Origin of the sequence: Pseudooceanicola aestuariicola, from assembly GCF_045763785.1 — a bacterium.
Classification (GTDB): domain Bacteria; phylum Pseudomonadota; class Alphaproteobacteria; order Rhodobacterales; family Rhodobacteraceae; genus Pseudooceanicola.
The window spans coordinates 776,105-791,041 of record NZ_JBJGSF010000001.1 but is presented as its reverse complement, the minus strand read 5'-3'; the positions used below and the strand labels follow the sequence as shown (position 1 = coordinate 791,041).

At 61.5% G+C, this 14,937-nt stretch carries 15 protein-coding genes; 5 read left to right on the top strand and 10 right to left on the bottom strand.

The window, feature by feature from the left end; translation table 11 throughout:
* Positions 1–61 precede the first annotated feature (61 nt).
* Genes ACI3GR_RS03490 through ACI3GR_RS03465 form a run of 6 tightly spaced genes read right to left on the bottom strand, consistent with a single transcriptional unit; the run spans position 62 to position 5,511 of the window.
* The gene (locus tag ACI3GR_RS03490; RefSeq protein WP_407492641.1) at positions 62–1,669 is read right to left on the bottom strand and encodes a carboxyl transferase domain-containing protein; all 1,608 of its coding nucleotides are present in this window, start codon (positions 1,667–1,669) and stop codon (positions 62–64) included.
* A complete protein-coding gene (locus ACI3GR_RS03485) occupies positions 1,666–1,905 on the bottom strand; it encodes a hypothetical protein (RefSeq protein WP_407492640.1) in 240 nt (79 codons plus the stop codon). Before ACI3GR_RS03485 ends, ACI3GR_RS03490 begins: the two co-directional genes overlap by 4 nt.
* Entirely contained in the window at positions 1,902–2,477 is a 576-nt protein-coding gene (locus ACI3GR_RS03480) for a hypothetical protein (protein WP_407492639.1), read from the bottom strand. The genes ACI3GR_RS03485 and ACI3GR_RS03480 overlap by 4 nt, the downstream gene beginning before the upstream one ends.
* On the bottom strand, positions 2,474–4,027 hold the full coding sequence (locus ACI3GR_RS03475) for an AMP-binding protein (protein ID WP_407492638.1): 1,554 nt from the start codon (positions 4,025–4,027) through the stop codon (positions 2,474–2,476). Before ACI3GR_RS03475 ends, ACI3GR_RS03480 begins: the two co-directional genes overlap by 4 nt.
* Positions 4,027–4,305, bottom strand: a complete 279-nt coding sequence (locus ACI3GR_RS03470; RefSeq protein ID WP_407492636.1) for a hypothetical protein — start codon at positions 4,303–4,305, stop codon at positions 4,027–4,029. The genes ACI3GR_RS03475 and ACI3GR_RS03470 overlap by 1 nt, the downstream gene beginning before the upstream one ends.
* 42 nt (positions 4,306–4,347) lie before the next feature.
* Positions 4,348–5,511: an isovaleryl-CoA dehydrogenase gene (locus ACI3GR_RS03465; RefSeq protein WP_407492634.1), complete on the bottom strand. Its 1,164-nt coding sequence runs from the start codon at positions 5,509–5,511 to the stop codon at positions 4,348–4,350.
* Positions 5,512–5,648: 137 nt separating this feature from the next.
* On the opposite strand from ACI3GR_RS03465, the gene ACI3GR_RS03460 reads away from it, so the two are divergent.
* Positions 5,649–6,125 carry a pyridoxamine 5'-phosphate oxidase family protein gene (locus ACI3GR_RS03460; protein ID WP_407492633.1) on the top strand — a complete coding sequence of 159 codons (477 nt, stop codon included), beginning with the start codon at positions 5,649–5,651 and terminating at the stop codon, positions 6,123–6,125.
* 19 nt (positions 6,126–6,144) lie between these two features.
* Here the strand turns inward: ACI3GR_RS03460 and ACI3GR_RS03455 are convergent, their stop codons facing one another.
* From ACI3GR_RS03455 to ACI3GR_RS03445, 3 genes are all read right to left on the bottom strand, one after another.
* Entirely contained in the window at positions 6,145–7,353 is a 1,209-nt protein-coding gene (locus tag ACI3GR_RS03455) for a DegT/DnrJ/EryC1/StrS family aminotransferase (RefSeq protein ID WP_407492632.1), read from the bottom strand.
* The gene (locus ACI3GR_RS03450) at positions 7,350–8,642 is read right to left on the bottom strand and encodes a TCR/Tet family MFS transporter (protein ID WP_407492631.1); all 1,293 of its coding nucleotides are present in this window, start codon (positions 8,640–8,642) and stop codon (positions 7,350–7,352) included. Before ACI3GR_RS03450 ends, ACI3GR_RS03455 begins: the two co-directional genes overlap by 4 nt.
* Positions 8,643–8,706: 64 nt before the next feature.
* A complete protein-coding gene (locus ACI3GR_RS03445) occupies positions 8,707–9,369 on the bottom strand; it encodes an HAD-IA family hydrolase (RefSeq protein ID WP_407492630.1) in 663 nt (220 codons plus the stop codon).
* Positions 9,370–9,482: 113 nt separating this feature from the next.
* On the opposite strand from ACI3GR_RS03445, the gene glmU reads away from it, so the two are divergent.
* From glmU to ACI3GR_RS03430, 3 genes are read left to right on the top strand one after another with little or no spacing between them, the layout of a single operon-like run.
* Positions 9,483–10,838, top strand: coding sequence for a bifunctional UDP-N-acetylglucosamine diphosphorylase/glucosamine-1-phosphate N-acetyltransferase GlmU (gene glmU / locus ACI3GR_RS03440; protein WP_407492629.1), 1,356 nt, complete (start codon positions 9,483–9,485; stop codon positions 10,836–10,838).
* A complete protein-coding gene (gene glmS / locus ACI3GR_RS03435; RefSeq protein WP_407492628.1) occupies positions 10,839–12,662 on the top strand; it encodes a glutamine--fructose-6-phosphate transaminase (isomerizing) in 1,824 nt (607 codons plus the stop codon). It begins immediately after the preceding gene.
* A complete protein-coding gene (locus ACI3GR_RS03430; RefSeq protein WP_407492627.1) occupies positions 12,659–13,351 on the top strand; it encodes a DNA alkylation repair protein in 693 nt (230 codons plus the stop codon). The genes glmS and ACI3GR_RS03430 overlap by 4 nt, the downstream gene beginning before the upstream one ends.
* Here the strand turns inward: ACI3GR_RS03430 and ACI3GR_RS03425 are convergent.
* Positions 13,341–13,790, bottom strand: coding sequence for a hypothetical protein (locus ACI3GR_RS03425; protein ID WP_407492626.1), 450 nt, complete (start codon positions 13,788–13,790; stop codon positions 13,341–13,343). The genes ACI3GR_RS03430 and ACI3GR_RS03425 overlap by 11 nt on opposite strands.
* A gap of 136 nt (positions 13,791–13,926) precedes the next feature.
* On the opposite strand from ACI3GR_RS03425, the gene moaA reads away from it, so the two are divergent.
* On the top strand, positions 13,927–14,934 hold the full coding sequence (moaA, locus tag ACI3GR_RS03420) for a GTP 3',8-cyclase MoaA (protein WP_407492625.1): 1,008 nt from the start codon (positions 13,927–13,929) through the stop codon (positions 14,932–14,934).
* Positions 14,935–14,937 lie beyond the last annotated feature (3 nt).

Sequence of the window (14,937 nt, the reverse complement as noted above, 5' to 3'; positions counted from 1 at the left end):
CCTCTTGCTGGAAATATCGCGGGAATGCGGAGGCAGCGCCCCTGCGCACGGTCCCTTACGATCACATGCGGAATACGCCAAAGCGTGTCTCCTCGATCGGGGCGTTCAGGCTGGCCGAGAGGCTCAAGGCGAGAACCGCGCGGCTTTTGCGCGGATCGACGATGCCGTCATCCCACAAGCGAGCCGAGGCATAGAGCGGATGTGACTGACGCTCGAACATCTCAATCGTAGGACGTTTGAACTCGGCCTCGTCTTCGGCAGACCACGTGCCACCCGCGCGTTCGATGCCATCGCGTTTGACGGTCGCCAACACGCCTGCCGCCTGTTCCCCGCCCATGACAGAGATACGAGAGTTCGGCCATGTCCACAGGAACCGCGGGCTGTAGGCCCGACCCGCCATGCCATAGTTGCCAGCCCCGAAAGACCCGCCAACAAGCATCGTGATCTTTGGCACGTTGGTCGAGGCGACCGCGGTCACCAGTTTGGCCCCGTGCCGCGCGATCCCTTCGTTTTCGTATTTCCGCCCGACCATGAAGCCCGTGATATTCTGCAAGAAAACCAGCGGGATACCGCGTTTCGAACACAGTTCCACGAAATGCGCGCCCTTTTGCGCCGCTTCGGAAAACAACACACCGTTGTTGGCGATGATCCCGACGGGGATCCCCATGACATGCGCAAAGCCGGTCACAAGCGTTTCGCCAAAGCGCGGCTTGAATTCATCGAACCGCGACCCGTCGACCACCCGGGCGATGACCTCTCGAATATCGTAGGGCGTGCGCAGATCGGCCGGAACCGCGCCGATGATGTCTTCGGGGTCATAGGCCGGGTCTTCGGGCGATTGCATCTGCAGGGCAGGTCTGTAGCTTTCGATTCCCAGCGACCCGACGGCCCGCCGTGCCAAGGCCAGCGCATGGGCATCGTCTTCCGCCAGATAATCCGCAACCCCGGACAATCGCGTGTGCACATCGCCACCGCCAAGGTCTTCGGCGGTTACCACCTCTCCGGTCGCAGCCTTCACCAAGGGCGGCCCGGCAAGGAAGATCGTACCCTGTTCCTTCACGATGATCGTCACGTCGGACATCGCGGGCACATAGGCCCCACCAGCGGTACAGGAGCCCATGACCACCGCGATCTGGGGAATGCCCTTCGCGCTCATCCGCGCTTGGTTATAGAAGATGCGACCAAAGTGGTCGCGATCTGGAAAAACTTCGTCCTGATTGGGAAGGTTCGCACCGCCCGAGTCGACCAGATAAAGGCAGGGCAGATGGTTCTCTTCGGCCACTTCCTGCGCGCGCAGGTGCTTTTTGACCGTCATCGGATAATAGGTGCCGCCCTTTACGGTGGCGTCGTTGCAGACCACCATGACTTCGCGGCCCTGAACCCGCCCGATGCCCGTGATGATCCCGGCGCAGGGCGCTGCATTGTCGTACATATCATGCGCGGCGGTCGCCCCAAGCTCCAGAAAGGGCGAGCCCGGGTCCAGAAGCCCCGCCACCCGATCCCGGGGCAGCATTTTGCCGCGCGACACATGCCGGTCGCGCGATTTCTGGCCGCCGCCTTGGGTCGCGGCTTCTGCGGCTTGTTTTACAAGGTCCAAGGCCTCTAGGTGCGCTTGGCGGTTGGCCTGATAGGCCTCTGATCCCGTCACGATCTGGCTTTGCAGCTTCATGGCCGCGCCTCCTTTGATGTGTTGGCGCCCAGCACGGCGACCATGCGGGCCAGTTCTTCTATTCTGCCGTCCAGCACACAGGCGGCCATTTCGTGCCCATCGGTACGGGCCTGATCGACGCGGGCGGTAAGGCTGCCATAGGCATCCGGCGCGGCAAGGCCCTTGGGCTGGGCCATCGCGGCTGCGGTGCTCAGGATCAGAACCGCGAGGGGCTGAGTGAGTTTCCAAAGGCTCATGGTCGCTGCCTCGGTCTAATGGGCGGCGGTGGGGCGGCCCAGCCGGCCTCGATCGCGTCCGGGGTGATGTCCAGATACCGGCCCACTTCCCATGCCAGCATGGCGTTGCGCAGGCGGTTCGTGGCTTGGTTCGCCTCGCACCAGACCTGCATCACCTCTGTATCATTTGCGCAGTCCGGCCCGGCAGAGGAGCCATGCGCCAAGGCATGGGACACTGAATACAGCCGCTCCGGCCAGCCTTCGCCCGTCACTTCGGCGGGATCCGTCAGCCCCCGTTTGACGCTGGCGGTCAGGTCATCAAGGTCGGCGCGCAGGTCTTTCTGGCAGGCGACGCGTTGTTGCAGGTCTTCGGCCAGATCACATCGCACGATACCGATCGTGCCGCAGTTCAACACCTGTTCCACATGCCAGATGCCGCCGGGAATGTATTCGACCGGGGTGTCCGCATGGATATCCAGCAGCCATTCATAGCGACCGACATGGATGTTCAAGCAGGTCTGGACGTCTGGCAGAGCCTCTGCGGCAACGTTCACGGGACACAAAGCCAAAGCGATCAGAGGAAGGCGGATCATGTGCCCTCCTCCATGGCCATGGCCTTGAGGTCTTTACGGATCACCTTGCCGGTCACAGTCATTGGCAGCGCGTCTAGAAAGGTGACTTCGCGGGGATAGTTGTGGCCGGACAGGCGTGATTTCACATAGTTAACAATATCTTGACGCGTGTCATCCGACGGCTCAACACCGTCTTTCAACACGATGTAGGCCTTGACGATTTCCGTACGCAGCGCGTCTGGTTTCCCGATAACGCCCACAGTCGCGACGGCTGGGTGAGTCATCAGGCAATCCTCGACCTCTCCGGGGCCGATGCGGTAACCGGACGAGGTGATAACATCGTCTTCGCGGCCTACGATGCGCAGATGGCCATCCTCCATCACGCCGCGATCCCCTGTCAGCATCCAGTCACCCCGAAACTTGTCTGCAGTGGCGTCGGGTTTCTGCCAGTATTCAAGCATCATAGAGGCCGAGCCTTTGCGGATGGCCACATCGCCTTCGGCATCCGTTAATTGACCCGCAGTGTCGATCACGGCCACCTCATGCCCCGGCACCGGGCGACCAGCGCAACCGGGCCGCGGCGGGGCGAGGCCCGCGCAGGACGACACCACCATGTTGCATTCGGTCTGACCGTAGAATTCGTTGATCGTCACGCCCAAGGCTTCGCGTCCCCAAGCCAGCATTTCAGCGCCCAGCGGCTCCCCTCCGCTGGCGACGGAGCGCAGGCCGGGGATGTCTGCCCCTTCGGCCTTCAGCATCCGTAGGGCGGTCGGCGGAAAGAAAATGTTGCGAATGCCGGTGCTTGCGATCAATTGCTGGCAGGCCGAGACCGAAAATTTCGGCATCCGCGTGGCCACCACCGGCACGCCCAGTGCAAGCCCAGGCATCAGCACGTCGAACAGGCCGCCGATCCACGCCCAGTCGGCGGGCGTCCAGATGACATCGCCGGGCTGGCCCAGAAAATCATGGCTAAGCTCCACCCCCGGTAGGTGGCCGGTCAGCACCCGATGCGCGTGCAGCGCGCCTTTGGGTTTGCCTGTCGTGCCAGAGGTGTAGATCAGCACTGCCGGATCTTCTGCTCCGGTGTCACGGGTGGCGGTCATATGCTCTGGCAGACCATCTTCGGGGATGATCGCATCGGTCCCGATCTGTGCCAGCATCGCCGCCCCTTCAGCATCCGAGACGGAAAGGCTCAGACCTGAGTCCTCGACACGGCTGCGCAGGGCGTCTTCGCGGAAGAGCTTGAAAAGAGGAACGGAAATCGCGCCCAGCTTCCAGATGGCGATATGGGCGGCAGCGCACCATGGGTCCTGTGATCGCAACACGCCGACCCGGTCGCCCGGTGTCACACCCCGGTCGGACAGCGCCGTGGCAAGCCGTTCCGACATCTCTCGCAAGGCCGCATAGGACACGTCGCGCCGGGTGGGTCCGGTGACGTCAATAATGGCCGTCCGCGATGGATCGCTGGCCGCCCATTTGTCACAAACCTGCGCCGCCATGTTCAGCCGCGGCGGAATGTCCCAATCGAAGCTGTCGCGCAGGGCGTCGTATGACAGGGTCGGGTCCAACATCAGCGCGGTGCCAGCCGGTTGATGCGGCCCCATTGATCGACGGAATAGCGGTAGGTCTTCGACCCGTCCTGAGGGCGACAGACAACAGTCAACCACGCCAGTCCCGGCGCGGGACGGGCCGAGCAATCTGCGTTATCCGCCTCACTGCCCGTCACACGCATTGATTGGACGTAGTCCTGCGCAGCACGGGTGATCGCGTCGGTTTCAGTGCGCGTAATGACGTACCACCCGACCCGAAGGCCAAGCACGATCATCAGTCCTGACAGCGCGATTACCATGATGCGAAACATCCTTTCCGGCGCCCTCCTCAGGGCTTGGCCTTAGCTCATCGCGCCCATCAATTCGCGCCCGATCAGCATCCGACGGATTTCCGAGGTGCCGGCGCCGATTTCCATCAGCTTGGCGTCGCGGAAAATACGGCCCACGGGGTTGTCGTTCAGATAGCCCGCACCGCCCATAGCCTGCACGGCCTGATGCGCGACGACCATCGCCTCCTCAGAGGCGTAGAGCACACAGGCAGCGGCGTCCTGCCGGGTCACCTCACCCCTGTCGCAAGCCTTGGCGACCTCGTAGACGTAGGCGCGGGCCGAGTTCATCTTGGTGTACATATCCGCAATCTTGCCCTGCATCAGCTGGAAGTTCCCAATCGATTGGCCGAACTGCTTTCGTTCGACCATGTAGGGCATAATTTCGTCCAGACAGGCGGCCATGATCCCGGTGCCGATGCCCGACAGCACGACGCGTTCGTAATCAAGACCGGACATCAGCACGCGGACGCCTTTTCCCTCTTCGCCAAGGATGTTTTCGAACGGCACCTCGACATTGTCGAAGATCAGTTCGGCCGTGTTCGACCCGCGCATTCCAAGCTTGTCAAAATGGGGCGAGGTGCTGAAGCCCGTCATATCCTTTTCGATGATAAAAGCCGTAATGCCCTTGGAGCCTGCGTCGGGATCGGTCTTGGCATAAACAACCAGCGTGTCAGCGTCGGGGCCGTTGGTGATCCAATATTTATTGCCATTCAGAACGTAATATCCGTTCCGCTTGTCGGCCTTCAGTTTCATCGACACGACGTCGGACCCGGCAGAGGGTTCGGACATGGCCAAGGCACCGACATGATCACCTGACACCAGTCCGGGCAGGTATTTCTGCTTTTGCTCATCCGTGCCGTTCAGCTTGATCTGGTTCACGCAGAGGTTCGAATGCGCACCGTACGACAGGGAAACAGAGGCACTGGCGCGGGCGATTTCCTCGACCGCGATCACATGCGCCAGATAGGACATACCGACGCCGCCGAACTCTTCGGGTACGGTGATACCCAGAAGGCCCAGATCGCCCATTTCCTTCCACAGTGCTGCGGGAAATTCGTTCGAGGCGTCGATGTCCGCCGCCATCGGCTTGATCCGCTCTTGTGCGAAACGGTGCACCATTTCGCGCAATGCGTTCACGTCTTCGCCCAGATCGAACGTCATGGATGCCGCAAACATGGGCTCCTCCTCCCGTTTATTGAACATCTGTTCATATACCGACCACAGAAGCGTCTTCCCGTCAAGCGGCAGGAACAATTGGGGGCGTGATTTCGTTGGCTTCCCGAACCGGCATTACCTTAAATTTGGAGGATACCATGAAAGACCATAAGCACACATTGATCGATACCTTCTGGGACAACGCAGGCGACGCACGCGCCGTTATGCTGGAAATCGGTGGCCGTAGCGTCCCGATGGCTCCGCAGGCAGACCGAGAAGAAGGCGTGGTGTGGTTCATCACCGCAGAAGGCACCGACGCGCACAAGGCCGCGCAGGGCGCTGGCCGCATCCGGATGATCGTGGCCGAAGCCTCGGCCAAGCTATACGCAGATGTCGAAGGCAGCCTGACCGTGGCCAACAATCCCGACAAGCTGGACGAAATCTGGTCGCCGGTTGCTGCGGCGTGGTTCGAAGATGGCCGTGAAGACGACGACGTGCGTCTGCTGGCCTTCCGCCCCACCGAAGGCGAAATCTGGAGCACCGATGGCGCTGCAGGCTTCCTTTATGAAATCGCCAAGTCCAACCTGACGGACGACACGCCGGACGCGGGCGATCATGGCCGCGTGACGTTCTAAACGATCAGGTCTGGCAGGCTCAGGCGGTTTGACCGGCCTGCCAGACTGCGCCCACCTCTGACCGGATGATACGGGCCAGCAGGTCGCAGTCTTCCAGCGAAAACGTCAGGGGCAGGCGCATGTCCACGATGGATTTCAAGACGCGGTCCGTCTTGTGCAATTTCTCGACCGGCGCATAACGCCACGAGTCGTAACGCGAGGTGAAGCCTACAGGCTCGGCCCCGCCGAACCATTTCAATTCGACACCGCGGGACGCGCACCGGCGCAGCACCTCGGACACCGCTTTTTCCGACCAATCCAACAGCAAGAACTGGATCGAGGAACCGACGTAGGTTTCCTTCTTGGGCCTGTCGATCAACGTCAGCCCCGGCGTGCCGCGCAACCCGGCCTCGACACGGTCGTACCGCTCGTTCCACCGCGCACACTGCTGTGCCAACTTTCGCAGCTGTGGCCGCAGGATCGCAGCGCGCAAATGGTCCATCCGGCTGGATACATTGGGCGTGACGTACTTGACCTTTTCGAACACCTCTGGCCCCGGCGCGGCAAGATGGCGGTCGTACAGCATGTAACTTCCTGACAAAATCACCGCACGGGCCATGATGTCCGGATCATTGGTGGTCAGGAACCCGCCTTCACCAGAATTCAAATGTTTGTAGGTCTGCGTGGAATAGCAGGCGACGGCGCCATGCTGGCCCGACATCACCCCATCCCAAGCGCCCCCCATGGTATGGGCGCAATCTTCGATCACAGTGATCCCCGCGCCGTCACAGATCGCCATCAGCGCGTCCATGTCCGCGATGTGCCCCCGCATATGTGACAGCAGAAGCGTCTTGTAGGCCACTGTTTCGGCCAGCGCTGACAGGTGATCCAGATCGATCACCAGCCCCTCGGTCACCTCGACATAAACCGGCACGGCGCCCAGAGATGCGATGGCGCCCGGCACCGGGGCCAGCGTGAAGGCATTGGTCAGAACCTGATCGCCAGGGCCCACGCCGCAAGCCCGCAGGGCGGTCGCCATGGCCGCCCCGCCCGATGCGGTGGCCAGCGCATATTTCGCGCCCATGGCAGCGGCAAACTCCTGCTCTAGCAGCGCGACCTCTCCGGCTTCGCCATCGGCGACGTTATAGCGATGCAACCGGCCCGTGCGCATGACGGCTACGGCGGCATCGATCGCGTCGTCCGGGATCGGTTCCTGCTGAGTGAAAGAGCCTGTGAATCGTTCGGTCATGGTGTCTCGGGGGCTGTGGCGGGCCCTGCAACCTTGGCGATGGTCTCAGGCTTGGTCAATCCACCCGATCCCGTGCCTCGCGCCCGTAACGTCAGGAACAGCAAAAGCGCCAGCGCCATAATGGCGGCAGCGATCAGGAAAGGCGCGCCGGGTCGCGGAGTTACCGCCTCGGGCCGGGCGAACCATCCGAATGCCTGCGTGAAGAACAGGGCCGACGTAAGCGTCGCGATGTTCATCAGACTGGCCAGCCCACCCTGCAATTCCCCTTGGGCGTCGTCCGGGACATCCCGAGTCATCAGCGCGGTCAGACAGGGATGCACCAGCCCTTCGATCGAGACAAAGACAAGCAACATCAGCACCATCGGCAGGGACGATGCAAAGCCGAACCCTATAGCCCCGACCGTGCCGACGCACAGCCCGGCGATGACAACCCGCGCCTCTCCGAACCGGGCAACAAGCGGGCCAGAGAAGACGCCTTCGACCAGCGCGGCCATGATGCCAAAAAGCGCCAGCGTCAGGCCGATAACCGCCTCGGTCCAGCCAAAGGTCGCGATCCCCCAGAAGGACCAAAGCGTGGGATACACGCTACCGGCAAAGTAATAGATCAGCAGGACAAGGGTCAGCGGCAGAACGCTGGGATAGCCGCGAAAAACTTTGAGCACGCCCAAAGGATTGGCGCGTCGCCACTGAAATGGCCGCCGTTTTTCTGGTGACAGCGACTCTGGCAGCACGAAATACCCGAACATCAGGTTGGCAAAGGCCAGTGCCGCCGCCACCCAGAAGGGCACACGCGGGCCAAATTCGCCCAACAGTCCACCGATGGCCGGGCCGATCACGAAGCCCAGACCAAAGGCCGCGCCGACCATGCCAAAGGCCCGCGCCCGGCCTTCCGGCGGGGTCACATCGGTCAGATAAGCGGTCGCGATCACGTGGGATGCGCCGCAAAATCCGGCGATGGCGCGGCCAAGGATCAGCAACCAGATGGTCGGTGCAAGTGCCGAAAAAACATAGTCAATCGCCAGCCCGCCAATCGCCAGCAGCAGCATCGGACGGCGGCCATAGGCGTCCGACAGGTTGCCCATCAGCGGACCGCCCAGAAACTGCGCCAAGGCATAGGCCGCGAACATCCATCCGCCGATTTCCGTCGCGCGGGCCAAATTCATATGGCCCACATCCTGCAACAATGCGGGCACGACCGGCCAGATCAGGCCCAGCCCGATCATATCGATCAGGACCGTGGCAAAGATGAAGATCGTGGATTTGCGCGTAGGCGCAGGCGCGGTGGACATGAAAAACCTCTGCCCGTCCGCTAGGCGCGGCCCCCTGCCCCGTCAAGGCAAACTTGGTCCTGCGTTATCCGAACAAGGTGGCAACTACAGGCGGCAATTCGTCGAAATGGGAAATCAGCGCCTCGGGCTGCAGCGCAGCCATGTCGTCTTCTCCGGGGCCGAAGGTGACCAGAACGGACGGCACGCCCAAGGCGCGCGCGGTGTTTCGGTCGGTGTCGGTATCGCCCACAAGGCAGCATAAGCTCGGATCGCCGCCTGCGCGCATCACCGCCTCGCGCAGCGGTGCGGGGTCGGGTTTGCGCACGGGCAGAGTATCGGCCCCGATCAACGCGCTAAAATCATCGCGCACGCCCAGTTTATTCAGCAGATCATGGGCCAAACCCTCAGGCTTATTGGTGCAGATCGCCACACCATGACCCGCGGATTTTAAGGCCTCTACAGCCTCCATCGCGCCGGGATAGAGGTAGGTGTGCACGGCAATCGCATCCCCATAGGCTGACACAAGCCGGGGAAACTGACGCTCGATCTCGGCCTCATCATCGGGGCGCCCCATCCGCATCAGGCCCAACCGCAGCATCGCCCGCGCGCCCTTAACGGCAGTGCCCGCGTCGGCATCGTTCAGCACGTCGCCATAGCCCATATCGCGGAAACACCAGTTCGCTGCCGCCAGCAGATCGCCGCTGGTATTGGCAAGCGTCCCATCAAGATCAAAAACGACAGTGGCCATAGATGCTGTCCTGTTACGGGTTCGAAACCCAAGTTGATGTGACGCGCCCTTGCGACTCTTCGTTAACCCGATAAAACGAGCGCGACCGAAAAACAATCGGGGGCAAGGGGCGCATGAGCATCGCACTGGTCATTCTGGCCGCAGGGCAAGGGACGAGGATGAACTCGGACCTGCCGAAAGTACTTCACAAGATCGGCGGCGCACCGATGCTGGTCCACGCGATCCGCTCGGGCGAGGTGCTGGAGCCGTCGCGCATCGTCGTGGTCACGGGCCATGGCGGCGAACAGGTCGGCGCCGCGGCGTGCGATTATCAACCTGCGGTCGACATTGCCGTTCAGGATCAACAACTTGGAACCGCCCATGCCGTGGCGCAGGCGCGAGAGGCCTTGGACGGCTTCGACGGTGACGTGATCGTTCTTTATGGCGATACGCCCTTTATCCAGCCCGACACTCTGGAACGGATGCAATCCGCCCGCAGCGCGCATGACGTGGTGGTCCTTGGGTTCGAAGCCGCAGATCCGGGCCGCTACGGTCGTCTGGTCATGGACGGCCAAAACCTTGAACGAATTGTTGAGTTCAAGGACGCGACGGATGAAGAACGCAAGATAACGCTATGTAATTCCGGAGTTGTGGCCGCCAATGCCGCTGTGTTGATGGAGCTGATCGATGCCGTCAGCAACGACAATGCCTCTGGCGAATACTATCTGACCGACATCGTGGGGCTGGCCCGATCACAAGGGCTATCGGCGGGTGCCGTCACCTGTGACGAGGCTGAGACGCTAGGCATTAATTCTCGCGCCGAACTGGCCCGCGCAGAAGGTCTGTTTCAGGCGCGGATGCGGGCCGAAGCGCTGGAAGACGGGGTCACCCTGACCGCGCCCGACACCGTTTACTTCGCCTATGACACCGTCATCGGACGCGACAGCACGATCGAACCGAACGTGGTCTTTGGCCCCGGCGCATCTGTGGAATCAGGCGTCACGATCCGTGCTTTCAGCCATCTGGAAGGATGCCACGTCAGCCGCGGCGCGGTTGTCGGCCCCTATGCCCGCCTGCGCCCCGGTGCTGAGTTGGCAGAAGACGTAAAGGTCGGAAATTTCGTGGAAATCAAGGCGGCCCGCGTGGATCGGGGCGCCAAGATCAACCACCTCACCTACGTTGGAGACGCAGAGGTCGGCGAAGAGGCGAACCTTGGCGCGGGCACCGTGACGTGTAATTACGACGGGGTCATGAAGCACAAAACTCGGATCGGCGCGCGCGCCTTTATCGGATCGTCCACCATGCTGGTCGCCCCGGTATCGATCGGCGACGACGCGATGACCGGCTCGGGCTCTGTCATCACCTCGGACGTTGAACCGGGGGCGCTGGCGATTGGCCGGGCGCGTCAGGTGACCAAACCGGGGCTGGCCCGGAAATTGTTTGAAATGTTGAAGGCGCAGAAGCGCAATAAGACCCAAGAGGTTAAGTAAATGTGCGGAATTATCGGGTACCTAGGATCGCATGAAGCGGCGCCTTTCTTGGTCGAAGCGCTGCGCCGTCTGGAATATCGCGGCTATGACAGCGCCGGGATCGCCACGCTGGACGACGGTGCGCTGGCGCGTCGACGCGCGGTCGGCAAATTGGTCAATCTGTCCGACCTGTTGGTGCATGAACCGCTGGCCGGGAAGTCCGGGATCGGTCACACCCGTTGGGCCACGCATGGTGAGCCATCGACCCGCAATGCGCATCCACATCAGGCCGGTCCGGTCGCCGTGGTCCACAATGGCATCATTGAAAACTTCCGCGAATTGCGCGCCGAGCTTGTGGAAAAAGGCGCCGAAATTCAAACAGATACCGACACCGAAACCATTGCCCTGATGGTCGCACAATACATGAGCGAGGGCGACAGCCCGCGTGTCGCGGTAGAGCGGATCCTGCAGCGGCTCGACGGGGCCTTTGCGCTCGCGTTTCTCTTTGAAAACGAAGACGATTTGCTGATTGCCGCGCGCAAGGGATCGCCGCTCGCCATCGGTCACGGTGATGGTGAAAACTACGTCGGCTCTGACGCGATCGCGCTGGCTCCGCTGACCGACCAGATCACATATCTGGAAGAAGGCGACATGGCCGTCATCACCCGCACCTCGATCGAAATCCGCGATGCAGCCGGACAACTGGCCAACCGTGAGACGCGCAAGATCCAGCGGGACCGTGCCGAGGTCAGCAAGGGCGGGCACAAGCACTTCATGGCCAAGGAAATTGCCGAGCAACCTCAGGTGATTAGCGAAGCCATCGGCCACTACTTCGGCGACGCCGGATATGACGTCCGTATGGTCGAAGGCGACCTGAGTTTTGACGGCGTGTCGCGTATGGTTCTGGTGGCCTGTGGAACCGCCTATTACGCCTGTGTGGTGGCAAAATACTGGATCGAAAAGCTGGCTGGTATCCCGGTCGAGGTCGATGTCGCCTCTGAATTCCGGTATCGCGAACCGCCTGTCGGCGACGACGTGATCGCGCTGTTCGTCAGCCAATCGGGTGAAACGGCGGATACTCTGGCCGCGCTAAGGTACTGCAAAGACAAAGCAAAGCAGATCGTTTCCGTGGTGAACGTTCCCGAAAGCTCGATCGCACGGGAAAGCGACGTGGCGCTGCCGATCCTTGCAGGCACAGAAATCGGCGTCGCCTCGACCAAGGCGTTTTCCTGCCAGTTGACGGTTCTTTTGACCGTCGCGATCGAGGCGGCACGCCAGCGCGGCACTCTGGATGCCGAGCGACAGGAACAGATCGTCACCGCCCTGCGTGGCCTGCCCGCTCGGATTAACCTTGCGCTGGATACCGAAACGGTGACCGAAGCGATCAGCCAAGAGCTGGCCGAGGCGCGCGATGTGCTGTTCCTAGGCCGCGGGCAAATGTACCCGCTGGCTTTGGAAGGTGCTCTAAAACTAAAGGAAATCAGCTACATCCACGCCGAAGCTTATGCGAGTGGAGAGTTGAAGCATGGCCCTATCGCCCTGATTGACCCCAATGTGCCGGTCGTCGTGATGGCCCCCCGCGACGCGCTTTTCGACAAGACCGTATCGAACATGCAAGAGGTCATGGCCCGCGGCGGCAAGGTGCTGCTTGTGTCGGACCGCAAGGGGATCGAGGTCGCGGGCGAAGGCATCTGGCGACAGATCGAAATGCCCGAGGTCGACGACCTACTGGCCCCGATCCTGTACGCGATCCCGGCGCAGCAGCTGGCCTACCATACCGCCGTTGCCAAGGGGACGGATGTGGATCAGCCCCGTAACCTTGCAAAATCCGTCACGGTGGAATGACCGCCCCGACCACCGCAGAAACCGCGCTGGAAGCGATGCAGGCGCATATCGAACCGGGTCGCGCAGAAGGGGCCGCCGCCTATCACAAGGCGGACCGGATTTATATGGGCGTGCCGAACCCGGCCCTGAACGATCTGACGCGCGATTGGCGGCAAAGCCTGACGATTGATCAGCGCATCGCTCTGGCCAGCGACCTATGGGATAGCGACATTCACGAGGCGCGGATTGCTGCGGCCAAACTGCTGACTCAGGCGCGGATCCGGCCCGACGATCAGGTCTGGACGCTGTTGCAATCATGGGTGCCGCAGTTTGATGCCTGGGCCATCGCCGATCATGCTTGCAGCGCCATCAGCCGCAGACTGCAAGCCGATCTTAGCCGTCTGGACATCGTCGAGGACTGGACAGGTTCGGACCATATGTGGACGCGTCGCGCCGCGCTGGTCTCGACACTGTTCTTGACGAAATCGAACCATCCGTCGCCGGAAGAGGCTGCGGCCCGTGATCGTGTGCTTGGCTGGGCTACAGGCTACGTGCCTGATCAGGAATGGTTTATTCAAAAAGCGATCGCCTGGTGGCTGCGGGATCTGTCCAAACATGATCCGCAACGCACGCGTGATTTTCTGGCCAAACACGGTACGGACCTCAAACCTTTTGCCCGCAAAGAGGCCGGGAAATACCTTAGCGACTGACGCGGAACTCCGGCAGGCCGGTAAGCGGTGCGCCAAGCGCCTGCATCAGCTGCAGTGACGCCCGGGATCCCGAGGACGCAGGCCCCGAAATCGGGATCAGGTTCGCCTGCGCCGACTGCCCCTGATAGGTAACCGTGCCCGGCCCCTCGACCTTCACTAGCGGTGTCTTCAGCCATAATCCCGGCTCTGCCGCATTGCCCAGCGATGCGACCGTCACGCCCAGATCGCCACTTGCCGCGGGCCCAGAGGCCGACGGCGCGACCGACGTATCTGCGACAGAGGCTGTCTGGACACCGTCACCGGGGCGATCCGGCGGGCGGATCGCATCGTCAGGCGCTGGCTGAGACACGACAGGTGCCTCTGCCTTGGGTTTCGAAAGACGCAGACCATCCGCACAGGCGGCCAGCAGGAAAGGCAAAAGCAAAACATATCGAGTCATGCCGGTGATGGTGCCGCGATCGCGGCCGGCGTCAATGCTTTCCTGTCTCAAATGCGCGACAACCCGCGTGTGTTCGCCTATCATTGCGATCCCAATGCCCTTGCCCCGGCCGCCCGCAAACCATAAGTTCCACGCCATGTCAGCGCCTTTGATTGACCCCTTCGCCCGTGCGATCACCTACCTCCGCGTATCTGTAACGGACCGCTGTGATTTTCGCTGTGTGTACTGCATGGCTGAAAACATGACCTTTCTGCCCAAGAAAGAGCTGTTGACGCTGGAAGAACTGGACCGCCTGTGTTCGACCTTTGTCGGCCTCGGCGTTGAAAAGCTTCGGATCACGGGTGGGGAGCCTTTGGTCCGGCGCGATATCATGACTTTCTTTCAATCGATGTCCCGGCATCTGGACAGTGGCGCGTTGAAGGAATTGACGCTGACGACCAATGGGTCGCAGTTGGAACGCTTTGCCAAAGACCTTTACGCCGCTGGTGTGCGCCGGGTGAACGTATCGCTCGATACGCTGGACGAGGATAAATTTGCACGTGTCACCCGCTGGGGTCGACTGCCGCAGGTCCTGCGCGGTCTGGACGCGGCCCAAGCCGCGGGGCTGAAGGTCAAGCTGAATGCTGTCGCGCTGAAGGAATTTAACGAAGACGAGCTGTTTACCCTGACCGAGTTTTGCGCCGATCGCGGTATGGACCTAACCTGGATCGAGGTCATGCCCATGGGCGATCTGGGCAACGAAGACCGGATTGGCCAGTATTGGTCGCTGCGCGATCTCCGCGATCAACTGGCACAGCAATACACTTTGATTGATCTGGCAGAACGCTCTGGCGGTCCTGCGCGCTATGTGCAGCTGCAGGAAACAGGCCAAAAAATCGGTTTCATCACGCCGCTGACGCATAATTTCTGCGAAAGCTGCAACCGCGTTCGGGTGACCTGCACCGGAGAGATCTTCATGTGCCTTGGTCAGGAAGACGTGGCCGATCTGCGCGAACCTCTGCGCGCCCACCCCACCGACAACGCCCCGCTAGAAGACGCGATCCGCGTCGCTATTGCCATGAAACCCAAGGGTCATGATTTCGATTATTCCCGCCAGAAGGCCGACGGCCAAGTGTCGCGGCATATGAGCCACACAGGCGGGTAAGGT